Genomic DNA, 25,707 nt, shown 5'->3' on the forward strand with positions numbered 1-25,707 from the left:
CCACCCGCGTCCGAGGAGCAGCAGGTGGATCCGGTTCAGCGCAAGCCTACGCCGTCCCCCGGCGCGGGCCCGCGCGCCGCTCGCCGGGGCGTCCCGCGCGTCCGGGCCGATGCGCGCGCCCGCGCCGGCCCGCGGCCGCCAGCGGCCACCCGCCGACCGACGCCGCGCTCGCTCCGCTCATTCCGCGAAGTGGTCCCAGCCGCCGACCCGGTCCCAGGGCTCGCCGTCCACCGTCACCCGGCCACCGCGGGACGGCCGGGCCCGGCCGGTCACCTCGCCCACCACCCGCCAGCGGGCGGGCAGTTGGACCCCGCGCGGGAAGGTCGCCACGATCGCGTGGTCCTCGCCGCCGGAGAGCACCCAGACCAGCGGGTCCACCCCGACGGCCTGCCCGATGTCGGCCATCTGTGCCGGGACGTCGAAGTCGGCGGCCCGCAGGTCGATGTCCACCGCGCTGGCCCGGGCGACGTGGCCGAGGTCGGCCACCAGCCCGTCGCTCACGTCGACCATCGCGGTGGCGCCCAACTCGGCGCCGGCCGGGCCCGCGTGGTACGGCGGCTCGGGCCGGCGGTGCGCCTCGACGAAGGCGCGCGGCGAGCGGAACCCGCGCTGCAGCACGGTCAGCCCGGCGGCGGACCAGCCGAGCCAGCCGGTGACGGCGACCACGTCGCCCACCTGAGCCCCGGCGCGCGTCACCGGTGCGCGCCCCTGGAGATCCCCGAGCGCCGTGATGGCGAGGGTGATGACGTCGCCGCGCACCACGTCGCCACCGACCACCGTGGCACCGGCCACCTGGCACTCGTCGCGCAGCCCGTCCATCAGCTCGGTGGCCCAGGTGGTCGGCAGATCGGCGGGGGTGACCAGGCCGAGCAGGATCGCCGTCGGCACCGCGCCCATCGCGGCCACGTCGGCGAGGTTCTGGGCGGCGGCCTTGCGGCCCACGTCGTAGGCGGTCGACCAGTCCCGGCGGAAGTGCCGGTTCTCGATCAGCACGTCCATGGTGGCGACCACCCGGCCGTCCGGCGTCTTCACCACCGCGGCGTCGTCGCCCGGACCGAGGTCGACCGCGTCGGTGAGCGGTACCCGGGCCGTCAGCTCCCTGATGAGTCCGAACTCGCCGAGCTCGCCCACGGTCCCCTGCATCTGCCGTCCTCTCGCGTTTCCATCCGAATCGGAACTGGTGCCCCCCGCTCCCCCGCGCGCAGCGTACGCCCTCCGGGGGTGCAGAAGTCTCCCCTCCCCGGCCCGCTGCGCGGTAGCGTGGTGATCGGAATGCCGGTGAGTCCGTTCCCCACCCCCGAACGCCCGAGCGGGCGATCACGGCGCCGATCCCCGTTCCCAGCCGCCGGGAGGTCCCCCCGTGGTACAGGCATACATCCTGATCCAGACCGAGGTCGGCAAGGCCACCGCCGTGGCCCGGTCCATCTCCGAGATCCCCGGTGTCCTCCAGGCCGAGGACGTCACCGGACCGTACGACGTGATCGTGCGGGCCGAGGCCGAGACGGTGGACGACCTCGGCCGCCTGGTCGTGGCCAAGGTCCAGCAGGTGGAGGGCATCACCCGCACCCTCACCTGTCCGGTGGTCCACCTGTAGGCCCCGGCTACCATCGGCGGGTGGTCCGACAACTCCGCGTCCCCCGCTTCCTGACCGCGCTGCCGGCCCCCGTCCGGTGGCTGGCCCTGCCGCTGGCGCTGAGCTGCACCGTCGTGGTGCTGCTCGGCAGCTGGGGCGCGCCCGCGGCGATCGAGGTGCCGAAGCCGACCGGGAGGGCCGCCGGCTACTGCCGGGACCTGGCCGCGGCGCTGCCCCAGGAGGTGCTCGGCCACGCCCGCAAGGACCCGTCGCCCGGCTCCCCGTACGTGGCCGCCTGGGCCAGCTCGCCGCGCACCGTGCTGCGCTGCGGGGTGGACCGGCCGGAGGCGCTGAACGGCGAGCACGCCAAGGACCTCTCCCCCACCATCGACGACGTCACCTGGTGGGCGCAGAAGCTCGACGACGGCGGATACCGGTTCATCACCACGATGCGCCGGGCGTACGTCGAGGTGACCGTCCCCGGCGGGGCCTTCAGTAATCCGCTCGACCCGGTCTCCGCCCTGAACGGCGTGGTGAAGGCCAACATCCCGTAGCGGCCGGAGAGCACGGGAAGGGCGGTCCGGGAACTCCCGGACCGCCCTTGCGCGGGTGTGCGGCGGGTGCCCGGGCGGCTAGCGCAGCCCGGTCGGGCGGCGCAGCGCCGCCTGGAGCAGCCGGTCGATCAGCTCCGGGTACGACAGCCCGCTGGCCTCCCACATCTTCGGGTAGGCCGAGATCGGGGTGAAGCCGGGCATGGTGTTGACCTCGTTGATCATCCAGCTGCCGTCGTCCAGCAGGAAGAAGTCCACCCGGGCCAGGCCCTCGCAGCCGAGCGCCTCGAACGCGGCGACCGCCTGACGGCGGATCTCGGCGAGCTCGGCCGCACCGAGTTCGGCCGGGATGCGCACCTCGGAGGAGTCGATGTACTTGGCCTCGAAGTCGTAGAACTCGTAGTCGCCGCCGACCAGGACCTCGGCCGGGACGCTGGCGCGCGGGCCGTCCTCGAACTCCAGCACCCCGCACTCGATCTCGCGCCCGGACACCCCGGCCTCGATGATCAGCTTGGGGTCGTGCCGACGGGCCTCCTCGATCGCGGCGTCCAGCCCGGCGAGGTCCTTGACCTTGGTGATGCCGATGCTGGAGCCGGCCCGGCAGGGCTTCACGAACACCGGCAGACCGAGTTCCCCGACCCGCTCGCGGACGGCGGCGCGGCCGGCCTCGCTCTCCCACTCCCGCGGCCGGACGATGGTGTACGAGCCGACGCCCAGGCCGTGCGAGGCCAGCACCCGCTTGGTGAACTCCTTGTCCATGCCCACCGCGCTGGAGAGCACGCCGTTGCCGACGTACGGCACTCCGGACAGCTCCAGCAGGCCCTGGAGGGTGCCGTCCTCGCCCCAGGGGCCGTGCAGCAGCGGGAAGACCACGTCGACCTCGCCGAGCGCCTTCGGCACCGCCCCCGGCTCGCTCCAGACCACCTCGCGGCTGTCCGGGCTGACCGGCAGCACGACCTGGCCGTCGACGGCCTCGGCGACCTGGGCGACGTCCGGCAGCCGGCCGTCGGTGATGGCCATCCGGGCCGGATCGTCGCTGACCAGCGCCCAGCGGCCCTCGTGGGTGATGCCGATGGGCAGCACGTCGTACTTCTCGCGGTCGATCGCCCTGAGCACGCTGCCCGCGGTGGACACCGAGATGGCGTGCTCGGAGCTGCGGCCACCGAAGACGAGCGCTACGCGCGGCTTCGCGGACGGATTCGGGGGGGTCTGTTCGATGCTCATATCGGGTGTGAGACTACCGTGCGAGCCGTTTCCGGGACGTCAACCGCCCCGGTCGCCCGGCGTCGCGCGGTCAGTGCCGCTCGGCCTTGGCCGAGCGCGACATCAGCGCCCGCAGCGCCTCCTGGGTGGGGCGCCCGTTGTGCACCACGTCCACCACGGCCTCGACGATCGGCATGTCGACGCCGCTGCGCCGGGCCAGGTCGAGCACGGACTCGCAGGACTTGACGCCCTCCGCGGTCTGCCGGGTGGCCGCGATGGTCTCGGCCAGCGACATCCCGCGGCCGAGGTTGGTGCCGAAGGTGTGGTTGCGGGAGAGCGGCGAGGAGCAGGTCGCCACCAGGTCGCCCATCCCGGCGAGCCCGGCGAAGGTGTACGCGTCGGCGCCGAGCGCCAGCCCCAGCCGGGTCGTCTCGGCCAGGCCCCGGGTGATCAGCGTGGCCTTGGTGTTGTCGCCGAGGCCCATGCCGTCCGCCATGCCGACCGCCAGGCCGATCACGTTCTTCACCGCGCCGCCCAGCTCGCAGCCGATCACGTCGGTGTTGGTGTAGGGGCGGAAGTACGGCGTGTGGCAGGCCGCCTGGAGCCGCTTGGCGACCGCCTCGTCGGTGCAGGCCACCACGCTCGCGGCGGGCTGCCGGTTGGCGATCTCCCGGGCCAGGTTGGGGCCGCTGACGACGGCCACCCGCTCCGCCCCGACCTTCGCGACCTCGGCGATGACCTCGCTCATCCGCTTGGCGGTGCCGAGTTCGATGCCCTTCATCAGGCTCACCAGCACGGTCTGCGGCTCGATCAGCGGGGCCCAGGCGGCGAGGTTCTCGCGCAGCGTCTGGGAGGGCACCGCGAGCACCGCGAAGTCGGCGCCGGCCAGGGCCCGCGCCGGGTCCACGGTGGCCCGGACCGACCCGGGCAGCGGGACGCCGGGCAGGTAGTCGGGGTTGACGTGGGTGGTGTGGATCGCGTCCACCAGCTCCGGCCGGCGCCCCCAGAGGGTGACCTCGCAGCCCGCGTCGGCCAGCACCATCGCGAACGCGGTCCCCCAGGAACCCGTTCCGAACACGGCACATCGGGTCACTTGCCGGCCTCCTCGGTGCTGTTCTTGCGCGTGCCGGCGGCCCGCTGCCGCTCGGCGGCGGCCGCCTCCGCCCGGTGCCGGGCCGCCGTGCGCATGTCGTAGCGCTCGGCCGGCGGCTCCTCGCCGCGGATGTCGGCCAGCACGGCGGTGATCGCCCGCATGATGTCCTCGGTCGCGTCCCGGAGCACCTGGGCGGTCAGCTCCTGGCCCTGGTACTTGCTCAGGTCCACGGCCGGCCCGGCCGCCACCGTCACCCGGTGCCGCGGGAACAGGTTGAACCGGCCCTTCCCCGAGCCGCCCCGGCCGTACGGCGGGATGATCTCGTGCGCACCCCAGTGCGCCACCGGGATCACCGGCGCACCGGTCATCAGCGCGACCCGGGCCACCCCGCTCTTGCCGGTCATCGGCCACAGGTCCGGGTCCCGGGTGAGCGTGCCCTCCGGGTAGAACTGGACGCACTGGCCGCCGTTCACCGCGTCGATGGCCGCCCGGAACGCGTGCGCGGCGTCGGTCGACTCGCGGAACACCGGGATCTGGCCGGTCTTGCGCAGCATGAAGCCGATGAACGGGACCGAGAACAGCGAGGACTTGCCGAGGATCCGCGGCGGCCGCCCGCTGTTGTACTGCCAGTGCGCGTAGACCACCGGGTCGATGATCGAGTTGTGGTTGACGGCGGCGATGAAGCCGCCCTCCTTCGGCAGGTGCTCCCAGCCCCGCCAGTCTGGCTTGACCAGCGCGGTCGTCACCGGCTTCACCAGCACGGCCGCGAAGCGGTACCAGATGCCGTAATCGGCGTTGCCGAAGCCGGCATACGAGCGGCGGGCCACCCCAGGTCCTCCTCATCCGGTGCGGCACGCGGAGTGCCGCAGTCTCTCGCCTCCCGCGACCCCCGTCGGACGGGGTCGGGGCGCGGAACAGTCTCGCCCGACCGCGGAGCGGCTGTCGAGCAACCCCGCCAGCACGTCGGGCGGGCGTGACCAAACGCACGTCCGCACAGTTCGGACGGCCTGGCGAGGGTTCCGGGACCGGCGTCACAATGACGCCGATGACCCAGGACACCGTACGCCCCAGCGGGCCCGTCGCGCCCCCCGCACCCACCGCAGGCTGGTCGCTGGTGCTGCCGCTCAAGCGGCTCGCCCTGGCGAAGACCCGGCTGGCACCCTTCGCCGGGCCGCACCGCGCGGACCTGGCGCTCTCCTTCGCCCTGGACACCGTGACCGCCGCGCTGGCCACCCCGGGCGTGTCCCGCGTCCTGGTGGTCACCCGGGACGGCGCCGCCGGCGAGCGGCTGGCCGCGCTGGGCGCGGTCGTCGTCGGCGACGAACCGGGCGGCGGCCTCAACGACGCGCTGGCGCACGGCGCGGCGGCCGCGCTGGCGCTCGCCCCGCACGCCCCGCTGGCCGCGCTCTCCGCCGACCTGCCGGCCCTGCGCCCGGCCGAACTGGCCCGGGTGCTGGCCGCGGCCCGGCCGGCTGGGCGGTCCTTCCTGGCCGACGCCCCCGGGTTGGGCACCACGCTGCTGGCCCGCTCCCCCGGCGGTCCGCTCGCACCCGCCTTCGGCGACGGCTCCCGGGCCCGGCACGCGGCCGGCGGCGCCCGCGAACTGCGGCTGGACGACGTGGAGTCGGTGCGCCGGGACGTGGACACCGGCGCCGACCTCGGCGCGGCGCTCGCACTCGGCGTCGGCCCGCACACCGGCGCCCTGTCGGCCCGGCTCGCGCAGGCGCTCGGGCTCCCCGCCGCGAACCGCTCCGGACGGGCGCGGAAGCAACTCTGACCCCCGCTCCGGACGGGCGCGGAACAACTCCCCATCCACACCGGGCCGCCTCCGCGAGCTGCCCCGGAGGCCTGTCGGTGCTGCTCGCTATGCTGCTTCCATGCAGGCCACCGCGTTCACTTTCGACCCCGCCACCCGGGCCGGCTCCGTGCTGCTCGACGACGGGACCCCGGTGCCGTTCGACGCCGCCGCCTTCGACGCCGGCGGCCTGCGGCTGCTGCGCGCCGGCCAGCGGGTGCGGATCCGCACCGAGGGCGCGGGCGACGCCCGCCGGGTGGTCTTCCTGACGCTGCAGACCTTCCCGGACCCCGCCGAGGCGTGACCGGGCCCGCGCCGCTCCACAGCCGCGCGCCGGGGCCGGGACTGACCCCGGAAAACCGAAGAGCCGTGGCGGCCCGACCACCCGGAATTCCGGGAGGGGGTGCGCCACGGCCCTGGAGAGCCGTCCGAGGACTACTTCGCGCTGGTCTTGCGCGCGGTGGTCTTGCGGGTGGCGGTCTTCTTCGCGGGAGCCGTCTTCTTGGCCGTGGCGGTCGCCTTCTTGGCGGTGGCCGTGGTCTTCTTGGCGGCGGCCGTGGTCGCCGTCTTCTTGGTGGCGGCAGCGGTCTTCTTGGTCGCGGCGGCCGTGGTCTTCTTGGCGGCGGCGGCCGTGGTCTTCTTGGTCGCGGTCGCCTTCTTGGCGGGGGTGGCCGTGGTCTTCTTGGCGGCGGCCGTGGTCGCCGTCTTCTTGGCAGCGGCCTTCTTGGTGGCGGCCGGGGCCGCGGCGGCGGCCGAGGCGGCGCGCTTGGTGGCGGCGCGCTTGGCGGCCGGGGTCGCGGCGACACCGCTCTTGCCCGGGGTGAGGGAGCCCTTGGGGGCCTTCTTCACCGAGGGGCCTTCCTTCGGCAGCTTCTTGCTGCCGCTGACCAGGTCCTTGAAGCCCTGGCCGGGACGGAAGCGGGGCACCGAGGTCTTCTTGACCTTGACCTTCTCGCCGGTCTGCGGGTTGCGGGCGAAGCGCGCGGAGCGCTCCACCTTCTCAAAGGTGCCAAAACCGGTGACCGACACCCGGTCACCGGCCACGACGGCGCGGACCATGGTGTCGAGCACTGCGTCGACGGCCTCTGCGGCAGCCTTGCGACCGCCCAGCTGCTCGGCCACCGCTTCGACAAGCTGAGCCTTGTTCACGTCTTCCCCTTCGGAAACGGGCGCCGGATGATTCCATCCGTTCATTTCGCACGTTAGGTATGTATCTGCGGACTTTCAATTACCAAACGCGCGAATCACCCTAGTGTCGCAATGGATTTGCGCGTCGGCGACCTCAGGCGACGGGCGGGCGCCCCTCGTCGAGGTCATGCACAAAGCGACTCAACCGCCTTGCCGCCTCCGGAAGATCGCGCTTGGCGGCCTCGGTGACGATCAGGAGTTGACGGGTGAGAGCGGTCTTTGCATCGGCAGACACGTTCAGCGCATGCACGCGGGCGTGAGCTTGCTTCAACCGCTCGGCCACAAGCGCGTAGAGCGCTGCGACTTCCGGGTCGTCCGGCCCCTCAGCAGGTGAGGTGGCGGCGTCCGGCCGATCGTCAATTCGGCGTTCGGATCCCCGGCCCGTGGACTCCGGTGACGCGGGTTCGCCGCCCGCGTACGGAGGTTCATGGTGCCGGTGCATGTACTGATTGTGCCATCTACCCGCAGTTGTGCTTGCGCGGGGCCTCTGCGGCAATGCCAAATCGGCAATCGGGGGCCGGCGCCGGGGGGTAACTCCGGGCCCGGAACGGCGGATGGTCCGCCCCCCCGAGGGGAGGCGGACCATCCGGTGGAACGTCAGAATGCTTGTTCTCCCGAGCCGCTCAGGCGACCGGCAGAGTACGCGGCTTGAAGGCGGGCCGGGTCTGTTCGAAGGCCGCGATGTCGGGCTCGTTCTGCAGGGTGATGCTGATGTCGTCCAGCCCGTTCAGCAGCCGCCAACGGACATTGTCGTCCAGCTCGAACGGGGCCGTGACGCCCTCGGCGCGCACCTCGCGGGCCTCCAGGTCGACGGTGATCCCGGCCGTCGGATCGGCCTCCACCAGCGCCCAGAGCCGCTCCACCGTCTCCTGCGGCAGCACGACCGTGAGCAGGCCGTTCTTCAGCGAGTTACCGCGGAAGATGTCGGCGAAGCGGGACGAGACGACCGCGTGGAACCCGTAGTTCTGCAATGCCCAGACGGCGTGCTCCCGGGAGGAGCCGGTGCCGAATTCGGGGCCGGCCAGCAGGACGGTCGCGCCCTGGTACTCGGGCCGGTTCAGGACGAACGACTCGTCCTTGCGCCAGGCCTCGAACAGGCCGTCCTCGAAACCGGAACGAGTGACCTTCTTGAGCCAATGGGCCGGGATGATCTGGTCGGTGTCGACGTTGCTGCGGCGCAGCGGCACGGCGCGACCGGTGTGGGTGGTGAACTTCTCCATGCTGCTCAGGCCTCCACAGCGACGTCGGACGGGAGATCGGCGGGTGCGGCCAGTCGGCCGAGCACCGCGGTCGCGGCGGCGACCTGCGGCGACACCAGGTGGGTGCGGCCGCCCTTGCCCTGACGGCCCTCGAAGTTGCGGTTCGAGGTGGACGCGCAGCGCTCGCCGGGGGCCAGCTGGTCGGGGTTCATGCCCAGGCACATCGAGCAGCCCGCGTGGCGCCACTCGGCGCCGGCGGCGGTGAACACCTTGTCCAGGCCCTCCTCGACGGCCTGCAGGGCGACCCGCACCGAGCCGGGGACGACCAGCATCCGCACGCCCTCGGCGATGGTCCGGCCGTCCAGGATGGCCGCGGCGGCCCGCAGGTCCTCGATCCGGCCGTTGGTGCAGGAGCCGACGAAGACGGCGTCCACCGCGACCTCGCGCAGCGGGGTGCCGGCCTCCAGGCCCATGTACTTCAGGGCGTTCTCGGCGGCGATCCGCTCCTGCGGGTCGGCGAAGGAGGCCGGGTCCGGCACCTGGGCGCCGAGCGGCGCGCCCTGGCCCGGGTTGGTGCCCCAGGTGACGAACGGGGTCAGCTGGGTCGCGTCGATGAAGATCTCGTGGTCGAAGACCGCGTCCTCGTCGGTGCCCAGGGTCTTCCAGTACTCGACCGCGGCGTCCCAGTCCTCGCCCTTCGGCGCGTGCGGACGGCCCTCCAGGTAGTCGAAGGTGGTCTGGTCGGGGGCGATCATCCCGGCCCGGGCGCCCGCCTCGATGGACATGTTGCAGATGGTCATCCGGGCCTCCATGGAGAGGCTGCGGATGGCCGAGCCGCGGTACTCCAGGACGTAGCCCTGGCCGCCGCCGGTGCCGATCCGGGTGATGATCGCCAGGATCAGGTCCTTGGCCGTGACGCCCTCGGGCAGCTCGCCCTCGACGGTGATCGCCATCGTCCTGAACGGCGCCAGCGGGAGGGTCTGGGTGGCCAGGACGTGCTCGACCTGGCTGGTGCCGATGCCGAACGCCAGGGCGCCGAAGGCGCCGTGGGTGGAGGTGTGGGAGTCGCCGCAGACCACGGTGGTGCCCGGCTGGGTCAGCCCGAGCTGCGGGCCGACCACGTGCACGACGCCCTGCTCGACGTCGCCCAGCGAGTGGATCCGGACGCCGAACTCGGCGGCGTTGCGGCGCAGGGTCTCCAGCTGGATCCGCGAGACCGGGTCGGCGATCGGCTTGTCGATGTCCAGGGTCGGGGTGTTGTGGTCCTCGGTCGCGATCGTGAGATCGGTCCGGCGGACCGTGCGCCCGGCCAGCCGGAGGCCGTCGAAGGCCTGCGGGCTGGTGACCTCGTGGAGCAGGTGCAGGTCGATGAAGAGCAGGTCGGGCTCGCCCTCCGCGCGCCGGACGACGTGGTCGTCCCAGACCTTCTCTGCGAGTGTCCGTCCCATCGGATTCCCTCCAGCCGGCCGCGTTGCCGGCCTTCTCGTGTTCATCGGGGTCACTGCCTGCGCCGCCCTGTGAGGCGCGCCGCGTGACCTGCACGCCGGATCGGTGTCCACCATGCGGACACTCTGTTGAGGCCGCATTCTGGATGTCTCCCGGGCTGCTGCATCCAGAGTGGCGCTTTTCTCGCCGGATTGAACTTGCGTCTCGCGGAATGAGACTGCAGTCTTAGGGCATGGACAACTCTAGCGGCGTCGGCGTTCTCGACAAGGCCGCTCTGGTGCTGAGCGCACTGGAGTCGGGCCCCGCCACGTTGGCGGGGCTGGTCGCCGCCACCGGTCTGGCGCGGCCCACGGCCCACCGGCTCGCCGTCGCACTCGAACATCACCGACTGGTCACCAGGGACATGCAGGGCCGGTTCATCCTCGGCCCCCGTCTCTCCGAACTCTCCGCCGCGGCGGGCGAGGACCGGCTGCTCGCCACCGCGGGCCCGGTCCTGACCCATCTGCGCGACGTCACCGGCGAGAGCGCACAGCTCTACCGCCGGCAGGGCGAGATGCGGATCTGCGTCGCCGCCGCCGAGCGGCTCTCCGGTCTGCGGGACACCGTCCCGGTCGGCAGCACTCTGCCGATGAAGGCCGGCTCGGCCGCCCAGGTCCTGCTCGCCTGGGAGGAGCCCGAGCGGCTCCACCGGGGCCTCCAGGGCGCCCGGTTCACCGCGACCGCGCTGAGCGGCGTCCGGCGCCGCGGCTGGGCGCAGTCGATCGGCGAGCGCGAGCCGGGTGTGGCGTCCGTCTCGGCCCCCGTGCGCGGCCCCTCCAACCGGGTCGTGGCCGCCGTCTCCGTCTCCGGTCCGATCGAGCGCCTGACCCGCCACCCGGGCCGGCTGCACGCCCAGGCCATCATCGAGGCCGCCAACCGGCTCACCGAGGCCCTGCGCCGCGGCTGACCACCCCTGCCCGCCGACGTCGAAAAGGGCCCGCGCACCGAGGTGCGCGGGCCCTTTTCCGAATCACCCGGGAAATGCGGGCGGAAAACACAAAAGGCCCTGGCGGACCAGGGCCTTGCTCATTTCTGGCTGGGGTACCAGGACTCGAACCTAGACTAAGTGAACCAGAATCACTCGTGCTGCCAATTACACCATACCCCAACAAAGCAATCAGCCGATGGGCAAGCCCACCGGCTTAATGCTCTGGTACCCCCGACCGGATTCGAACCGGCGCTACTGCCGTGAGAGGGCAGCGTGCTAGGCCGCTACACAACGGGGGCATCCTGGCGATCCCTTGCGGGATCAGTACCCCCGACCGGATTCGAACCGGCGCTACTGCCGTGAGAGGGCAGCGTGCTAGGCCGCTACACAACGGGGGCTTGGATCTTTGTTTGTACTGCGGTGGTGCCTGCACTGCGATGGAGCCGACAGTGCCTGTACTGCGCTGGGGTACCAGGACTCGAACCTAGACTAAATGAACCAGAATCACTCGTGCTGCCAATTACACCATACCCCACCAGAGTTGAACCCCTGCGGGCCCTTCTCAGGCGTTGCGCCCCTCGCTCGGTCCCGACGGGGTTTCGCTCCCTCGTCCGTTCCCTCCCGGGCGGCGCAGAAAGAACATTACCCGACGTCCGGCCCCGGTCCAAAATCGATAAGCCCAGGCCGCGGCCGGGGCGGCTGCGGGCCAGGTCAGAACCCGGCCCGCGGCCGCCGGTGGCGGTGCTCAGGCAGCCGGGACGGCGGCCAGCGCGGCGGTCAGCCGGCGCAGCGTCTCGGGGCGCCCGAGCAGCTCCATCGACTCGAAGAGCGGCGGGGACACCCGGCGGCCCGTGACGGCCACCCGCAGCGGCGTGAAGGCGAACTTGGGCTTGATGCCCAGCCCGTCCACCAGCGCCGCGCGCAGCGCGGCCTGGATCGGCTCGGGCGAGAAGTCCGCCAGCTCCTCCAACGCCTTGATGCTCGCCTCCAGCACCGGACGGGCGTCGGCGGTGAGCACCTTGGCGGCGTCGTCCGGGTCGAGCGTGAAGTCCGCCGGGTCGACGAAGAGGAAGCCCGCCATGGTGACGATCTCGCTCAGCACGACCATCCGCTCCTGGGTGAGCGGTGCCACCTTGGCCAGCAGCTCCAGCTGCTCGGCGGTCGGCTCGGCCGGCAGCAGACCGGGCGCCTGGAGGTACGGCACCAGGCGGCGGACGAAGTCCTCCGGGGCCAGCCGGCGCACGTGCTCGGCGTTGATGTGCTCGCACTTCTTGAGGTCGAAGCGGGCCGGGTTGGCGTTGACGTCGGCGATGTCGAACGCCTCGACCAGCTGCTCCACCGAGAAGATGTCGTCGTCCGCGGAGAGCGACCAGCCGAGCAGCGACAGGTAGTTGAGCAGGCCCTCGGGGATGAAGCCGCGCTCGCGGTACAGGTTGAGCGAGGCCTGCGGGTCGCGCTTCGAGAGCTTCTTGTTGCCCTCGCCCATCACGTACGGCAGGTGGCCGAAGCGCGGGGTGCCGCCGTCGCCGACGCCGATCTCGGCGAGCGCCGCGTACAGCGCGATCTGGCGCGGGGTCGAGGAGAGCAGGTCCTCGCCGCGCAGCACGTGGGTGATGCCCATCAGGGCGTCGTCGACCGGGTTGACCAGGGTGTAGAGCGGTGCGCCGTTGGCCCGGACGATGCCGTAGTCGGGCACGTTCTCCGGCTCGAAGCTGAGCGTGCCGCGCACCAGGTCGTCGAAGGCGATGGTGCGGTCGGGCATCCGGAACCGCAGGATCGGCTCGCGCTTCTCCAGCTTGTAGACGGCGACCTGGTCGTCCGTCAGCTCCCGGCAGTGGCCGTCGTAGCCGGACGGGCGGCCGGCCGCGCGGGCGGCCTCGCGGCGGGCGTCGAGCTCCTCGGTGGAGCAGTAGCAGTGGTAGGCGTGGCCGGCCTCGTGCAGCCGGCGGGCCACGTCCGCGTAGATGTCCATCCGCTGCGACTGCCGGTACGGCGCGTGCGGGCCGCCGATCTCCGGGCCCTCGTCCCAGTCGAAGCCGAGCCAGCGCATGGCGTCGAGCAGCTGCCGGTACGACTCCTCGGAGTCGCGGGCGGAGTCGGTGTCCTCGATCCGGAAGACCATCGTGCCGCCGTTGTGGCGGGCGAAGGCCCAGTTGAAGAGGGCCGTGCGGACCAGGCCCACGTGCGGGTTGCCGGTCGGGGACGGACAGAAGCGAACCCGAACGCTCGGGTCAGTGTTAGCCACGCTTGATCACCTTGTTGGTGAGAGTGCCGATGCCTTCGATGGAGACGGCGACCGCGTCGCCGACGTTGAGGGGGCCCACCCCAGCGGGTGTGCCGGTGAGGATGACGTCGCCGGGCAGCAGCGTCATGGCCTCGGAGATGTGGACGATCAGCTCGGCGACCGAGCGGACCATCTGGGAGGTGCGGCCGGCCTGCCGGAGCTCGCCGTTGACCGTGCAGGTGACGGCGAGGTCGCTCGGGTCGAGGTCCGTCTCGATCCACGGGCCGAGCGGGCAGGCGGTGTCGAAGCCCTTGGCGCGGGCCCACTGGCCCTCGCGCTGCTGGATGTCGCGGGCCGTGAGGTCGTTGGCACAGGTGTAGCCGAAGATCACCTCGGGCACCCGGTCCAGCGGGACCTCGCGGCACATCCGGCCGATGACCACGGCCAGTTCGGCCTCGTGGTGGACGTCGGAGGAGAACGGCGGGTACGCGATGGACTCGGTCGGGCCGATCACCGAGGTCGACGGCTTGAAGAAGGTCAGCGGGACGTCCGGGACGTCGTGGCCGAGCTCCGCCGCGTGGGCGGCGTAGTTGCGGCCGACCGCGACGATCTTGTTCGGCAGCATCGGGCTGAGCAGCCGCACGTCCTGGAAGCGGTAGCTCTCACCGGTGGGTTGGGGCTGCCCGAACGGGTGGCCGGCCAGGGCGTGAACCACGAGGGACTCGGGCTGCGCCGGGTCACCCTCGACCACACCGAAGGAGACGGTGCCGGCGGCAGGGCTCCCCTCCCGGACGGAAAACCTGGCAATGCGCACGGCTGGGCTACCCCTCGCTTCGTCGGCCGCCCGGGGCGCGCCCGGGCGCTGGTGGGCGCCGCGCCCGTGTGGGCCCGGCCCCGCTCAATCGTCGACCAGGCTATCGCGTGGGGCCTCCCCCGACCGCTTTGCCCCTGTTCAGCGTGGTTGCGCCCGACCTCGCGGGAACAAACCGAAAGGCGCCGCGAGTGCGGCGCCTTCCGGGTTCGTGCGGGGTGTCAGCTCCGCGGGGCCACCGCCGGGGCGACCATCAGCTGGGTGCGGCGCGGGTTGGCCGTGTTGGTAGGCAGCTCGGTGGCGTAGGTCGCCACGTGCTCGGCCCGGCGGGCGCCCGGGATCCCGCTGAAGTCCTCGACCGAGGCCAGCGTCGTCCGGCGCGGGTTCGCCGTGGAACGGCTGGAGAGCTCGGGACTGGTGGCGGCCGTGTTCGCCTGGGACATCTCGTCAGCACCTCGGGGTCGCGACCGGCGCGTCGACGTGGCGCGACACCGGCCTGAGTGGTTCGGGGAGATTCTGGGCAGGCTGATCGAGGCCGTGCGCCGGAGACAGCAAGGTTACGGATCTCTTTCCACAGCCGCCGTGACCAAAGCTACACATTGTGCTGTGATTTTGCTCACAAATTGAAGAGCAATTCTCCGATATCCGACATATCGCTTCATCAAGTTTCGCCGACAAAACCCCGCATATCGGGCAATCGGGAACCTCTGCACCTCCCGTTGATCTCGGGTCCGGTTGGCATGTATCCGGCAAGTGTCCGAAAAAGGCGGTATTCCGGTCCGGTTACCGCACAGTCAGTGAAATCGCGCGCGCGGTCGGTAGTGTGGCCCCACTCGCCCTGGCGGCCCTTGTTGGGATTCCCCGGCTGTGCTGGAATGCCACGGACCGTGGGTAGGGAGTAGTCCACCCCGGTGCCCGCTCTCCCGGACCGGCCGGGGTGCGGATGGAAACTCCACACCGTCCAGGCTGCGGCGACGCGGCGGGACGCCCGGTCCAGAGGTTGCGACGCCAGTGCAGGGACGTTTCAAAAGGGGTAGCGGCGCCGCGGGTGACCCGGAGTCGCGTGAGCCCGTGGCACCACCCCAGCAGGCGGCGGTGCCCGGCGGCCCCGTCGAGCCGGCACCCGAGGCGGTCGGCCGCCCGGAGGACGACGCCGAACAGGACCGGAAATCGGCCCGGGGCAAGCTCCGCAAGACGCTGACCCGCCGACGGGCCAAGGGCATGAGCCGGCTGGCGATGCGCAACTGGCGGATCCGTACCCGCCTCATCGCGCTGCTCGCGCTCCCGGTGCTGGTCGCCCTCGTGCTCGGTGGGCTGCGCATCCAGACCTCTCTCGAGGCCTCGCAGCAGCTCGCCCAGATGGCCAACCTCTCGGACCTGGCGAAGAAGGCGACCAACCTCGCCGACGCCCTGCAGACCGAGCGGGACATCAGCGCCGGGCCGATCACCCACGAGCCGAACGCCCCGCTCGACGACGACATCGTCAACGCCCGCAAGATCACCGACGACCTGAGCCGGACCTTCACCGCGTCCTCGGACAAGTTCGAGAACCTGGAGCTCTCCGGCGGCAAGGCGCTGCTGTTCCAGATCCGCAAGGACCTGAACTCGATCTCGGACGCGCGCAACACCCCGTACCAGAACAACCAGAACATCCAGTCGACGATCACGGCCTACGACGTGATCATCCGAGACCTGCTGTCGATCACCCAGGACATCGCGCTCGCGTCCAACAACCGCGACCTGGTCCGCGCCACCCGCGCCCTCCAGCAGTTCTCGCTGGCCAAGAACGCCACCTCGCAGCAGCGCGCCCTGATCAGCGCCGCGCTCGCCAACCCCAAGGCCCCCGACCTCAGCCTGAGCGACGAGTCCTTCGGTATCCGGCTGCGCGCCTCCTACGACAACGCGCTCACCAGCTTCAACAACATCTACACCTCGCACGACCTGGACAACCTGCGCGGCCAGCTCAGCTACAACTCGGTGGTCGCCGCCGCCGACCGGTACGCGCGCTCGGTGCTCCAGCAGAGCGGTATCCACCAGACCGAGCCGGTCAGCTTCAAGGACTGGTACGAGCAGGCCACCGCCAAGATCACCGCCGAGCGGCGGATCGAGTCGAAGCTGATCGAGGACCTCGACGGCAAGGCCCAGGAGCTGCAGTCCGCCGCCGACACCGAGGCCCTGATCATCGGTGCCGCCGTCGCGCTGGTGCTGCTGGTCGCCCTCGGTGGCGCCGGTCTGATCGCCCGCTCGATGGTGCGCTCGCTGACGCGACTGCAGTCCGCGGCCGAGGACGTCGCCGAGCGGCGACTGCCCGAGCTGGTCAAGACGCTGTCCGAGAGCGACCCGCACGACGTCGACGTCACCGTCGAACCGGTCGGCATCGACTCCGCGGACGAGATCGGCCACGTGGCCCACGCCTTCGACATGGTGCACAGCGAGGCCGTCCGCCTCGCCGCCGAGCAGGCCCTCCTGCGCGGCAACATCAACGCGATGTTCACCAACCTCTCGCGCCGCAGCCAGGGCCTCATCCAGCGCCAGCTGTCGCTCATCTCCGAGCTGGAGAGCCGCGAGGCGGACCCGGACCAGCTGGCCAACCTCTTCAAGCTGGACCACCTCGCGACCCGTATGCGCCGCAACGGCGAGAACCTGCTCGTCCTCGCGGGCGAGGACCCGGGCCGCCGCTGGACCCGCCCCGTCCCGCTGGTCGACGTGCTCCGCGCCGCCGCCTCCGAGGTGGAGCAGTACGAGCGCATCGAGCTGGCCACCGTGCCGTCGGCCGAGGTCGCCGGCCGCGTCGTCAACGACCTCGTCCACCTGCTCGCCGAGCTGCTGGAGAACGCCACCTCGTTCTCCAGCCCGCAGACCCGCGTCCGGGTGACCGGCCACGCCCTGCCGGACGGCCGGGTGCTGGTCGAGATCCACGACACCGGCATCGGCCTCAGCCCCGACGACCTCGCCGACATCAACGAGCGCCTGGCGAACCCGCCGACGGTGGACGTCTCCGTCTCCCGCCGGATGGGCCTCTTCGTGGTCGGCCGCCTGTCCCTGCGACACGGCATCCGCATCCAGCTGCGCCCCAGCGACTCCGGCGGCACCACCGCGCTGGTCATGCTCCCGGTGGACGTCACCAACTCCGCCGACCGCCGGGCTCCGGCCCGCCCCGGTTCGGCGCAGGCCAAGCAGCAGCGCGGGGTCGCCCCGACGCCGCGCCAGCAGCGCCAGGTGCCCGGCGGTCCGGCTGGCGGCCCGAACGGCGGCCCGGCCGCGCTCGGCCAGGGTCCGGCGGGCGGTGCCCCGCAGGGCCGTCCGCAGCTCGGCCAGGGCGGTCCCGGTGCTCCGGGCGGCCAGGGCGGCCCCGGTGGACGGGCCGGCGGCGCGCTGCCGACCCGACAGGTCGGCCAGTCGCTCCAGGGCCAGCCGCAGGGCCAGCAGGCCCCCCAGGGTCAGCAGGCCCCGCAGGGCCAGCAGCAGGTCCCGCAGGCCCGCCAGAACCCGCAGGGCGGTCTGCCGCAGCGCGGTGCGGGCCGGCAGGCTCCGCCGCAGGGCGGTCCCGGTGCGCTGCCGCGCCGCGGCCAGCAGCAGCCCGGCCAGGGCCAGCCCGGTCCGGGTCAGCCGGGCCAGGGCCAGCAGGGCCAGGGCCCGGGTCAGCCCGGCCAGGGCCGGCGCCCCGGCCAGGAGCGGCCGCGCCCCGGCGGGGACTTCGCCGGCGGTCCGGGCCCCCGGACCGGCGAGCAGCCGCAGCACGGCTGGGCCGACCAGTCGGGCCGTCCGGGCGCGCCGCAGGGCGCCCGCCCGGGCAACCGCCCGCAGGAGGGTCTGCCGCAGCGCCGCCAGCCGGGCCAGGCACCGCAGGGTCAGGCACCGCAGGGCCAGGGCGGCCCCGGCGGCCAGGGCCCGCAGGGTCCGCGCCGTCCGCAGCGCCCCGGCCCGGACGCACCGCAGCGCGAGCGGCAGCAGCAGCAGTTCCCGCCGCAGCAGGCCCAGCCGCTCCCCGCGGCCGAGCCCTCGTCGATGGAGAGCACCGCGCAGTTCGCCCGGCCGCGCTTCGAGGCGAGCGAGATCGACCCGCGTGACCCGCTCGGCCTCGGTCTGGTCGAGCCGGTGCTGCCGAACCCGGCGCGTCCGGAGCCGGTCCGCCCCGAGCCGGTCCGCCAGGAGCCGATGGCGCTGCCGACCGGTCCGTCCGACGGCGGCCCGCAGGGCGGTGCGCCGATCTTCGAGTCGGCCGAGCAGGCCGAGGCGGCGCGGGCGGGTCAGTACCAGCCGCGTCGGCCCGGGACCAGTGCGCCCGGCGTCCAGCAGCAGGGCCAGCACCAGCAGGCCCCGCAGCAGCACCAGCACGCCCAGCAGGCTCCCCACCAGGCTCAGCAGCAGGCCCCTCAGCAGGGCCAGCCGCAGCAGGCCCCGCAGGGTGGGCAGGGCGGGCCGGGCGGGCCTGGTGACGCGCCGTGGCGCCCGTCCGCGAACGACGAGCGCTGGCGCCGGGCCGAGCAGGTCCGGGAGCCCTCGACCAGTGGCGTCACCATGTCCGGTCTCCCCCGGCGGACCCCGCAGGCCAACCTGGTCTCCGGTACCGCCGAGGCGTCCCCGCTGACCGGCCCCCAGGTGTCCCGTGCGCCCGAGGAGGTCCGCGGCCGGCTCACCAACCTGCGCCGCGGCATCCAGCAGGGCCGCCGGGTCGGCGCCGAGCAGGCGGCCGGCCAGGGCCCGGGCCAGGGCAACCAGGCGGGTCCGCAGCATGGTGCCCAGCAGTCCGGATTCGATAGCTTCGGGGGCCGCACCGACGGCAACGGCGCAGATCACCAGGAGCGTTGAGTTGAACCAGATGAGCCAGGCCGCACAGAACCTGAACTGGCTGATCACCAATTTCGTGGACAACACCCCCGGGGTGTCGCACACGGTGGTGGTCTCCGCGGACGGCCTCCTGCTGTGCATGTCCGAAGGTTTCCCCCGCGACCGCGCCGACCAGCTCGCCGCCGTCGCCTCCGGCCTCACCTCCCTCACCTCCGGCGCCAGCCGGATCTTCGAGGGCGGCGAGGTCAACCAGACCGTTGTCGAGATGGAGCGCGGTTTCCTCTTCCTGATGGCCGTCAGCGACGGCTCCGCCCTCGCCGTCCTCGCCTCCCCGGACTCCGACATCGGCCTCGTCGGCTACGAGATGGCACTGCTCGTCGACCGCGCCGGCGCCGTCCTCACCCCCGCACTCCGCGCAGAACTCCAGGGCAGTCTCCTGCACTGAGTGCCCTGAGCGGCGACCTCACCCGTCCCACCTCCCCGCCGGGCCTGACCCGACCAGGCCCGGCGCCTCACCCTCAGCTACCCTCAGGCAGCTGATTTCGCCTCAGCTGGCATCGCCCCAGCTGGAACCGGCTGCCCAAGGCTGCAGCACAAGGAGGACCCATGACCCCGCCTTCGACACCCGCCGGCTCGTACGGCAGCGGGTACGGCAGCGGCTACGGCGGGCAGCAGTCCGACGGCTACGAGCAGCAGCCGCTGGTCCGCCCGTACGCGATGACCGGAGGCCGCACCCGGCCCCGGTACCAGCTCGCGATCGAGGCGCTGATCTCGACCACCAGCTCCGCCGAGCGGACCGGCGGCCTGCTGCCCGAGCACGCCCGGATCGTGAACCTCTGCCGTGAGGTCAAGTCCATCGCGGAGATCTCCGCACTCGCCGGCGTGCCGCTCGGTGTCGCCCGCATCCTCGTCGCCGACCTTGCCGAGGCCGGTCTCGTCGCCATCCACCAGCCCGCCGCCGCGGGCGAGTCGGGCGGAACGCCCGACGTCACGCTGCTCGAAAGGGTCCTCAGTGGACTTCGCAAGCTCTAACGGAGCCACCCGCGCCACGACCTCGGCGAAGATCGTCGTCGCCGGCGGCTTCGGTGTCGGCAAGACCACGCTCGTCGGCGCCGTCTCCGAGATCAACCCCCTGCGCACCGAAGCCGTCATGACCTCCGCGTCCGCCGGCATCGACGACCTCAGCCACGTCTCCGGCAAGACGACCACCACCGTCGCCATGGACTTCGGCCGCATCACCCTCGACGAAGACCTCATCCTCTACCTCTTCGGCACCCCCGGACAGGACCGCTTCTGGTTCATGTGGGACGACCTCGTCCGAGGCGCCATCGGAGCCGTCGTCCTCGTCGACACCCGCCGCCTCGCCGACTGCTTCCCCGCCCTCGACTACTTCGAGAACAGCGGACTCCCCTTCGTCGTCGCCCTCAACGGCTTCGACGGACACCAGCCCCACACCGGCGACGAAGTCCGCGAAGCACTCCAACTCGGCCCCGACACCCCCGTCATCACCCTCGACGCCCGACGACGCGACAGCGCCAAGAGCGCCCTCATCACCCTCGTCGAACACGCCCTCCTCGCCCGCCTGCGCTGAGCGGGAACCCGCAGGTCGCACGCCCCGGTGCCCCGCCGTCACGGTCGGGCACCGGGGCAGCTGCGGCTAGGGCGCGGGTGTCGCCGCAGCGGCCCGCGCAAGACCCCTACATAAGCAGCGGATAACAGTTCGGTAGGCATTTTGTGATCAACAGTGACCATGCGTAGCGAATTAGCATCGCTCAGCGCCAGAAGACCACGGTTTTGCCCCTCGATGTCGGCTAATGTCCGGATTGCTCCACAGCAGGCCGCCATCGACACCTGTTTGTCCCCCATCCCTGCACGTGCTGAAATTCCAGCTACCCCTAAATCCATTTCGGCAGTCCCACCACCAGCGGGCCGCTGCCAGGGGTAGCGCTGGATTGATCCATGGCCGCCAATCGGCCGAGAGGTTGTTGTCGAGTGAGGCGTAAGCAGCAGGTCGCCCCGCAGCGGCGCTCCGAGCCCCGCCAGAGCGAGCCGAACGGTACCGCAACGGACCCGGCCGGATTCTCCGCGTTCACGCCGGTCGAGGAGCGACCCCCGGCCCCCTCCCCGAAGCCGCCGGCCGCCTCCACGGAGCGCCGCAGCGGTGGCTCGGCGGACGACGGAGGCAGCGGCGGCAAGGGTGGTCGGTACGACTTCCTCCGGCCGCGGAACTGGCGTGTGCCGGCCCGTCTGATAGCCATCCTGTTGATCCCGGTCATCATCGGCCTGATCTTCGGCGGCCTGCGCGTCAACACCTCGGTCGACGGCTACGTCAAGGCCTCCCGCGCCGAGAAGACCGCCCGCCTCGCCAAGGCGGCCACCGAACTCGCCGAGGCGCTGGAGAACGAGCGCGACAAGTCGCTCAGCCCCCTGCTGACCGGCCAGGACCCGAACGGCGACGTCCCGAAGACCCGCGCCACCACAGACACCGCGCTCAAGGCGTACAACGCGGCCTACGACGCCAGCGACAAGTCCGCCGAACTGCCCCACCGGCACGCGGCCTTCCAGAGCATGGTGCTGTTCCTCCCGCACCTGCGCGACGTCGCCTACAAGCCCGAGCTGTTCGCCACCGCGACCCAGTCCGCGTACTCGACGATGATCGCGCCGCTGCTGGCCTACGACAACTCGGTCGGCCTCGGCAGCAGCAACATCACCAGCAAGGGCCGCGCGATCTACGCCATGTCGCTGGCCAAGGCCTCGGCCTCGACCCAGCGCGCGCTGATGCTCCACCTGCTGGTCGGCATCTCGGCCCAGTCCACCACCCGGTACGAGAACACCGACCTGATCCAGCAGCTCCTGGTCTCCCAGAAGCTGGAGCAGGTCTCGCTCTCCGAGTTCAACACCGGCAGCGCCCCCGAGGACGCCCAGCGCTACGCCGACGCCCAGGTCGCCCAGGCCGCCGCCGACCAGCGCGCCGCGTACCGGATGCCGAACGGCAGCGTGCCGACCATGACGGGCCTGCTGGGCCTCGGCGCCGCCTACACGCAGGCCGCCGCCGAGGGCCAGTCCAAGGGCAAGGCCGCCGCCGACGCCGCCTACAAGGAGGCCAAGGACGCCGGTCTGACCAAGGAGAACTGGGAGCAGGCCTCCAACACCCACATCGCCAGCCTGCGCGCCACCGAGGTCGCACTGCTGGACGACGTCCTCAACGACGCCGCCGACCTGCGGGACAACGCGCTCTACGACGCCATCCTCAACTCGGCGATCGTGCTCGCCGCGCTGGTCCTCGCCGGTGTCCTCACCGGCTACGTGGCCCGCTCGATGATCCTGGGCATGCGCACCCTGCGCAACGCCGCCCTGGAGATCGCCGACCACCGCCTGCCGGACCTCGTCGAGCGGCTCTCCAAGACCGACCCGGACCGGGTGGACACCTCGGTCAGCCAGATCCCGCTGCACGGCAAGGACGAGATCGGCGAGGTCGCCCGGGCCTTCGACCAGGTCCACCGGCAGGCGGTCGCGCTCGCCGCCGAGCAGGCCCTGCTGCGAGGCAACGTCAACGCGATCTTCACCAACCTGTCGCGCCGCAGCCAGAGCCTGATCCAGCGCCAGCTGGCGCTGATCACCGACCTGGAGAACAACGAGGCCGACCCGGACCAGCTGGAGAACCTCTTCAAGCTGGACCACCTCGCCACCCGTATGCGCCGCAACGGTGAGAACCTGCTCGTCCTCGCGGGCGAGGAGGCCGGCCGCCGCTGGAACACCCCGGTCCCGCTGGTCGACGTGCTCCGCGCCGCCGCGTCCGAGGTGGAGCAGTACGAGCGCGTCGAGCTCTCCGGCATCCCCGAGGCCGAGGTCGTCGGCGCCGCCGTGACCGACCTCGTCCACCTGCTCGCCGAGCTGCTGGAGAACGCCACCTCGTTCTCCAGCCCGCAGACCCGGGTGCTGGTCAACGCCACCCGCCTGCCGGACGGCCGGGTGCTGGTCGAGATCCACGACAAGGGCATCGGCCTCACCGCCGAGGACTTCGCCGAGATCAACGAGAAGCTGGCCGAGCCGCCCACCGTCGACGCCACCATCTCCCGCCGCATGGGCCTCTTCGTGGTCGGCCGGCTCTCCCAGCGGCACGACGTCCGTGTCCAGCTCCGCCCCTCGGGCGAGTCCGCGGGCACCACCTCGCTGGTCATGCTCCCGCCGTTCCTGACCCAGATGGGCGCCGCCCCGGAGCCGGAGGAGCAGTTCACCGTCTCCCGGATCTTCGCCGAGCAGGAGCCGTCCGCGGCCGACTGGGCCGCCGAGGTCCAGCAGAACCAGCCGCGCAGCGCCGCCGAGCTGGGCTTCGACGACCACCTCACCGGCAACGGCAGCGCCGGGTCCAGCGGCTTCAGCCCGGCCCTGGAGGCCGTCCAGCGCTCGCAGCGGCTCGACCAGGTCCGCCGCGCGGCCCTGGAGTCCGGCCCGCTCGGGCCGGAGGAGCGGCAGGTGCTCGACGCCGAGGTCGAGGAGGAGTACCCGGCGTACGGCCGGCGCAACGACGAGGGCTACGGCCAGGACGGCCAGTACCCCCAGCAGGGCTACGACCAGTCCGGCTACGCCGACCAGCAGTACGGCTACGACCAGGGCGGCTACACCCAGGACGGGTACGCCCAGGACGGCTACGCCGGGACCGAGTACGGGCAGAACGACTACGGCCAGGACGCCTACGGCCGGTTCCCCCAGCAGGGTTACGGCGACGACCAGTACGGTCAGGACCAGGGCCAGAACCAGGGCCAGGACGACCAGTACGGCCAGTACCCGGGCTACGACGGCTACGCCGACGAGCAGTACGGGGCCGAGGAGGCCCCGGCCGGCCACCCGTACACCCCGGAGCCGCCGGCCCTGCCGGCCGCCCAGCCCGCCGCCACCCTGCCGTCCGGGCTGCCGCAGCGCCGCCCCGGCCAGCAGCTGGCCGGCGGTGGCCCCGCCGCCGCGCCGCAGCAGGGCGGCGGCCAGGACACCGGCGAGACCCCGAACTGGTTCGCCGGCGCCAAGGACACCTCGGCGCCCGCCGAACCGCGCGGACACGAGGTGTCCGCGCTGGGCGGTTACGGTCCCACCGGACCGACCGGCCCGACCAGCGCCGCCTGGCAGTCGCCCAACGACGGCGCCTGGCAGCGTGCCGAGCAGCTGCGCGAGCCCGCCTCCGGCGGGACCACCTCGTCCGGCCTGCCCCGGCGGGTGCCCAAGCAGAACCTGGTGGCCGGCAACGCCAAGCCCACTCCGCAGGACGGGCCGCAGGTCTCCCGCAGCCCCGAGGAGGTCCGCGGCCGGCTCACCAACCTGCGCCGCGGCGTGGAGCAGGGCCGCAGCGCCGGCAACACCGGAAGCTTCCGGATCGACCCCGATCAGGTAGACCCGTCCGGCAACGGACAGCAGAACCGCAGCACCGATCTCTTCGGCGGCTCGAACCACCAGGAGCGTTGAGTTGAGTCAGATGAGCCAGGCCGCACAGAACCTGAACTGGCTGATCACCAATTTCGTGGACAACACCCCTGGGGTGTCGCACACGGTGGTGGTCTCCGCGGACGGCCTCCTGCTGTGCATGTCCGAAGGTTTCCCCCGCGACCGCGCCGACCAGCTCGCCGCCGTCGCCTCCGGCCTCACCTCCCTCACCTCCGGCGCCAGCCGGATCTTCGAGGGCGGCGAGGTCAACCAGACCGTTGTCGAGATGGAGCGCGGTTTCCTCTTCCTGATGGCCGTCAGCGACGGCTCCGCCCTCGCCGTCCTCGCCTCCCCGGACTCCGACATCGGCCTCGTCGGCTACGAGATGGCACTGCTCGTCGACCGCGCCGGCGCCGTCCTCACCCCCGCACTCCGCGCAGAACTCCAGGGCAGTCTCCTGCACTGACGGTTCGTCGGATACCGTCCTGGTATTCGAAGCACCTCCACGCCCGTCCCGGGCCCGCTTCGGCGGGCTCGGGTTCGGACGTTGTACGGCCTTCGCACCACCGGCTCCGGACCCGTCCGGAGCTCGCACCGCACCGCCGCACCTTGTGAGGAGAGGAACCGTGACACCGCCCGACGACCGCAGCGGCCAGTACGGCGTTCCGTACCCTGGCACGGGCCATGACGCCTTCGGAGCACCCGGCGTCGCCGGCCACGGTCAGCAGCACGGCCAGTACGGCCAGTACGGCCAGCAGCAGTACGGCCAGCCGTACCCGCAGGAGCAGTACGACCAGTACGGCCGGCAGCAGCCCTCGTACGACGCGCCCCCGGCCGGCTGGCCGGCCCCGGGCAGGACGGACGGCCACCTCCCCGGCCGGCACTCCGCCCCCGCCCCGCAGCCCGGCCGGCACCACTCCGGTCCCGGCCAGGAGCCGGCCCAGGAGCCGGGGTACGTCGAGGAGTTCGAGGACGACTACGACTCGGGCCCGCTGATCCGGCCGTTCGCGATGACCGGCGGGCGGACCAGACCGCGCTACGAGCTGGCGCTGGAGGCGCTCGTCTCGGCCGACGTCGACCCGCAGCGCCTGGCCACCCTGCTCCCCGAGCACCAGCGGATCTGCACCTTGTGCACCGAGGTCAAGTCCGTCGCCGAGGTGTCGGCGCTGCTCTCCCTCCCTCTGGGGGTGGCCCGCATCCTCGTGGCCGACCTGGCCGAAGCCGGCCTGGTCGCCATCCACCAGCCCGCTTCCGGCGGCGAATCCGGAAACCAGCCCGACGTCACGCTGCTCGAAAGGGTCCTCAGTGGACTTCGCAAGCTCTAACGCGGCCGCCCCCACCCGCGCCACCACCTCCGCGAAGATCGTCGTCGCCGGCGGCTTCGGTGTCGGCAAGACCACGCTCGTCGGCGCCGTCTCCGAGATCAACCCCCTGCGCACCGAAGCCGTCAT

At 72.2% G+C, this 25,707-nt stretch carries 23 protein-coding genes, 4 tRNA genes and 1 pseudogene; 13 read left to right on the top strand and 15 right to left on the bottom strand.

The features are described from left to right. Positions 1 to 177 precede the first annotated feature (177 nt). Positions 178 to 1,143 carry a thiamine-phosphate kinase gene (locus ACIF6L_RS32935; RefSeq protein WP_329489741.1) on the bottom strand — a complete coding sequence of 322 codons (966 nt, stop codon included), beginning with the start codon at positions 1,141 to 1,143 and terminating at the stop codon, positions 178 to 180. A gap of 217 nt (positions 1,144 to 1,360) precedes the next feature. Between ACIF6L_RS32935 and ACIF6L_RS32940 the strand changes: the two genes are divergently transcribed. After that, entirely contained in the window at positions 1,361 to 1,594 is a 234-nt protein-coding gene (locus ACIF6L_RS32940; RefSeq protein WP_329489740.1) for an Lrp/AsnC ligand binding domain-containing protein, read from the top strand. A 20-nt stretch (positions 1,595 to 1,614) separates the two neighbouring features. Beyond that, on the top strand, positions 1,615 to 2,127 hold the full coding sequence (locus ACIF6L_RS32945; protein ID WP_396491273.1) for a DUF3515 domain-containing protein: 513 nt from the start codon (positions 1,615 to 1,617) through the stop codon (positions 2,125 to 2,127). A 78-nt stretch (positions 2,128 to 2,205) separates the two neighbouring features. On the opposite strand, the gene ACIF6L_RS32950 is transcribed toward ACIF6L_RS32945, so the two are convergent. The 3 genes from ACIF6L_RS32950 to ACIF6L_RS32960 form a co-directional block, all read right to left on the bottom strand. Beyond that, positions 2,206 to 3,348, bottom strand: coding sequence for a D-alanine--D-alanine ligase family protein (locus tag ACIF6L_RS32950; RefSeq protein WP_329489738.1), 1,143 nt, complete (start codon positions 3,346 to 3,348; stop codon positions 2,206 to 2,208). A 70-nt stretch (positions 3,349 to 3,418) separates the two neighbouring features. Continuing rightward, the gene (locus tag ACIF6L_RS32955) at positions 3,419 to 4,420 is read right to left on the bottom strand and encodes an NAD(P)H-dependent glycerol-3-phosphate dehydrogenase (RefSeq protein WP_329489737.1); all 1,002 of its coding nucleotides are present in this window, start codon (positions 4,418 to 4,420) and stop codon (positions 3,419 to 3,421) included. Beyond that, a complete protein-coding gene (locus tag ACIF6L_RS32960; protein ID WP_352291617.1) occupies positions 4,417 to 5,247 on the bottom strand; it encodes a lysophospholipid acyltransferase family protein in 831 nt (276 codons plus the stop codon). Before ACIF6L_RS32960 ends, ACIF6L_RS32955 begins: the two co-directional genes overlap by 4 nt. 218 nt (positions 5,248 to 5,465) lie before the next feature. On the opposite strand from ACIF6L_RS32960, the gene cofC reads away from it, so the two are divergent. Continuing rightward, entirely contained in the window at positions 5,466 to 6,197 is a 732-nt protein-coding gene (gene cofC, locus ACIF6L_RS32965) for a 2-phospho-L-lactate guanylyltransferase (RefSeq protein ID WP_396491272.1), read from the top strand. 100 nt (positions 6,198 to 6,297) lie between these two features. Then, positions 6,298 to 6,519 (top strand): hypothetical protein, encoded by a 222-nt coding sequence (locus ACIF6L_RS32970; RefSeq protein WP_396491271.1) that lies wholly within the window; start codon positions 6,298 to 6,300, stop codon positions 6,517 to 6,519. 131 nt (positions 6,520 to 6,650) lie between these two features. Here ACIF6L_RS32970 and ACIF6L_RS32975 read toward each other — a convergent pair whose 3' ends face one another. The 4 genes from ACIF6L_RS32975 to leuC form a co-directional block, all read right to left on the bottom strand. Beyond that, the gene (locus ACIF6L_RS32975; protein ID WP_396491270.1) at positions 6,651 to 7,364 is read right to left on the bottom strand and encodes an HU family DNA-binding protein; all 714 of its coding nucleotides are present in this window, start codon (positions 7,362 to 7,364) and stop codon (positions 6,651 to 6,653) included. A 133-nt stretch (positions 7,365 to 7,497) separates the two neighbouring features. Next, positions 7,498 to 7,845, bottom strand: coding sequence for a hypothetical protein (locus ACIF6L_RS32980; protein WP_380388343.1), 348 nt, complete (start codon positions 7,843 to 7,845; stop codon positions 7,498 to 7,500). 181 nt (positions 7,846 to 8,026) lie between these two features. After that, on the bottom strand, positions 8,027 to 8,623 hold the full coding sequence (gene leuD, locus ACIF6L_RS32985; RefSeq protein ID WP_329489732.1) for a 3-isopropylmalate dehydratase small subunit: 597 nt from the start codon (positions 8,621 to 8,623) through the stop codon (positions 8,027 to 8,029). A 5-nt stretch (positions 8,624 to 8,628) separates the two neighbouring features. Beyond that, entirely contained in the window at positions 8,629 to 10,050 is a 1,422-nt protein-coding gene (gene leuC / locus ACIF6L_RS32990) for a 3-isopropylmalate dehydratase large subunit (RefSeq protein ID WP_329489731.1), read from the bottom strand. 230 nt (positions 10,051 to 10,280) lie between these two features. Here leuC and ndgR point away from each other — a divergent pair, with 230 nt between their 5' ends. Then, the gene (gene ndgR, locus ACIF6L_RS32995; RefSeq protein WP_148642806.1) at positions 10,281 to 10,994 is read left to right on the top strand and encodes an IclR family transcriptional regulator NdgR; all 714 of its coding nucleotides are present in this window, start codon (positions 10,281 to 10,283) and stop codon (positions 10,992 to 10,994) included. 126 nt (positions 10,995 to 11,120) lie between these two features. Here the strand turns inward: ndgR and ACIF6L_RS33000 are convergent. From ACIF6L_RS33000 to ACIF6L_RS33030, 7 genes are all read right to left on the bottom strand, one after another. After that, positions 11,121 to 11,195 (bottom strand) — tRNA-Gln (locus tag ACIF6L_RS33000). A gap of 43 nt (positions 11,196 to 11,238) precedes the next feature. After that, positions 11,239 to 11,314: transfer RNA gene (locus ACIF6L_RS33005), tRNA-Glu, on the bottom strand. 26 nt (positions 11,315 to 11,340) lie between these two features. Then, positions 11,341 to 11,413, bottom strand: a tRNA-Glu gene (locus ACIF6L_RS33010). Positions 11,414 to 11,478: 65 nt separating this feature from the next. Beyond that, a tRNA-Gln gene (locus tag ACIF6L_RS33015) sits at positions 11,479 to 11,550 on the bottom strand. A 210-nt stretch (positions 11,551 to 11,760) separates the two neighbouring features. Then, positions 11,761 to 13,260, bottom strand: coding sequence for a glutamate--tRNA ligase (gene gltX / locus ACIF6L_RS33020; protein ID WP_329489730.1), 1,500 nt, complete (start codon positions 13,258 to 13,260; stop codon positions 11,761 to 11,763). Next, positions 13,253 to 14,053: a fumarylacetoacetate hydrolase family protein gene (locus ACIF6L_RS33025; RefSeq protein WP_329489729.1), complete on the bottom strand. Its 801-nt coding sequence runs from the start codon at positions 14,051 to 14,053 to the stop codon at positions 13,253 to 13,255. Before ACIF6L_RS33025 ends, gltX begins: the two co-directional genes overlap by 8 nt. Before the next feature lie 218 nt (positions 14,054 to 14,271). Further along, a complete protein-coding gene (locus ACIF6L_RS33030; RefSeq protein WP_329489728.1) occupies positions 14,272 to 14,493 on the bottom strand; it encodes a hypothetical protein in 222 nt (73 codons plus the stop codon). Positions 14,494 to 15,121: 628 nt separating this feature from the next. Between ACIF6L_RS33030 and ACIF6L_RS33035 the strand changes: the two genes are divergently transcribed. The 8 genes and pseudogenes from ACIF6L_RS33035 to ACIF6L_RS33070 all read left to right on the top strand — a co-directional run. Then, on the top strand, positions 15,122 to 18,862 hold the full coding sequence (locus ACIF6L_RS33035; protein ID WP_396491269.1) for a nitrate- and nitrite sensing domain-containing protein: 3,741 nt from the start codon (positions 15,122 to 15,124) through the stop codon (positions 18,860 to 18,862). Positions 18,863 to 18,872: 10 nt separating this feature from the next. Further along, positions 18,873 to 19,286: a roadblock/LC7 domain-containing protein gene (locus ACIF6L_RS33040; protein WP_030057391.1), complete on the top strand. Its 414-nt coding sequence runs from the start codon at positions 18,873 to 18,875 to the stop codon at positions 19,284 to 19,286. A 161-nt stretch (positions 19,287 to 19,447) separates the two neighbouring features. Continuing rightward, the gene (locus tag ACIF6L_RS33045; RefSeq protein ID WP_329489726.1) at positions 19,448 to 19,873 is read left to right on the top strand and encodes a DUF742 domain-containing protein; all 426 of its coding nucleotides are present in this window, start codon (positions 19,448 to 19,450) and stop codon (positions 19,871 to 19,873) included. Continuing rightward, on the top strand, positions 19,854 to 20,432 hold the full coding sequence (locus tag ACIF6L_RS33050; protein WP_329489725.1) for an ATP/GTP-binding protein: 579 nt from the start codon (positions 19,854 to 19,856) through the stop codon (positions 20,430 to 20,432). Before ACIF6L_RS33045 ends, ACIF6L_RS33050 begins: the two co-directional genes overlap by 20 nt. Before the next feature lie 401 nt (positions 20,433 to 20,833). Further along, a complete protein-coding gene (locus ACIF6L_RS33055; RefSeq protein ID WP_396491937.1) occupies positions 20,834 to 24,298 on the top strand; it encodes a nitrate- and nitrite sensing domain-containing protein in 3,465 nt (1,154 codons plus the stop codon). Between the two features lie 10 nt (positions 24,299 to 24,308). Next, positions 24,309 to 24,722: a roadblock/LC7 domain-containing protein gene (locus tag ACIF6L_RS33060; protein WP_030057391.1), complete on the top strand. Its 414-nt coding sequence runs from the start codon at positions 24,309 to 24,311 to the stop codon at positions 24,720 to 24,722. Positions 24,723 to 24,882: 160 nt separating this feature from the next. Continuing rightward, on the top strand, positions 24,883 to 25,581 hold the full coding sequence (locus tag ACIF6L_RS33065; RefSeq protein WP_329489723.1) for a DUF742 domain-containing protein: 699 nt from the start codon (positions 24,883 to 24,885) through the stop codon (positions 25,579 to 25,581). Next, positions 25,562 to 25,707 (top strand): annotated as a pseudogene (locus tag ACIF6L_RS33070) (ATP-binding protein); the annotation flags it as partial. The gene ACIF6L_RS33065 and the pseudogene ACIF6L_RS33070, both read left to right, overlap by 20 nt.

The sequence above is a fragment of the Kitasatospora sp. NPDC086009 genome (genome assembly GCF_044540385.1).
Classification (GTDB): domain Bacteria; phylum Actinomycetota; class Actinomycetes; order Streptomycetales; family Streptomycetaceae; genus Kitasatospora.

What these genes read in the sequence shown, in the direction of transcription:
- ACIF6L_RS32970 (WP_396491271.1), top strand. Translation starts at nt 6,298, where the DNA reads ATGCAGGCCACCGCGTTCACTTTCGACCCCGCCACCCGGGCCGGCTCC.
- ACIF6L_RS33045 (WP_329489726.1), top strand. Translation starts at nt 19,448, where the DNA reads ATGACCCCGCCTTCGACACCCGCCGGCTCGTACGGCAGCGGGTACGGC.
- leuC (WP_329489731.1), bottom strand. Translation starts at nt 10,050, where the DNA reads ATGGGACGGACACTCGCAGAGAAGGTCTGGGACGACCACGTCGTCCGG.
- ndgR (WP_148642806.1), top strand. Translation starts at nt 10,281, where the DNA reads ATGGACAACTCTAGCGGCGTCGGCGTTCTCGACAAGGCCGCTCTGGTG.
- ACIF6L_RS32950 (WP_329489738.1), bottom strand. Translation starts at nt 3,348, where the DNA reads ATGAGCATCGAACAGACCCCCCCGAATCCGTCCGCGAAGCCGCGCGTA.
- ACIF6L_RS32935 (WP_329489741.1), bottom strand. Translation starts at nt 1,143, where the DNA reads ATGCAGGGGACCGTGGGCGAGCTCGGCGAGTTCGGACTCATCAGGGAG.
- ACIF6L_RS33030 (WP_329489728.1), bottom strand. Translation starts at nt 14,493, where the DNA reads ATGTCCCAGGCGAACACGGCCGCCACCAGTCCCGAGCTCTCCAGCCGT.
- ACIF6L_RS32980 (WP_380388343.1), bottom strand. Translation starts at nt 7,845, where the DNA reads ATGCACCGGCACCATGAACCTCCGTACGCGGGCGGCGAACCCGCGTCA.
- ACIF6L_RS33040 (WP_030057391.1), top strand. Translation starts at nt 18,873, where the DNA reads ATGAGCCAGGCCGCACAGAACCTGAACTGGCTGATCACCAATTTCGTG.
- leuD (WP_329489732.1), bottom strand. Translation starts at nt 8,623, where the DNA reads ATGGAGAAGTTCACCACCCACACCGGTCGCGCCGTGCCGCTGCGCCGC.
- cofC (WP_396491272.1), top strand. Translation starts at nt 5,466, where the DNA reads ATGACCCAGGACACCGTACGCCCCAGCGGGCCCGTCGCGCCCCCCGCA.
- ACIF6L_RS33060 (WP_030057391.1), top strand. Translation starts at nt 24,309, where the DNA reads ATGAGCCAGGCCGCACAGAACCTGAACTGGCTGATCACCAATTTCGTG.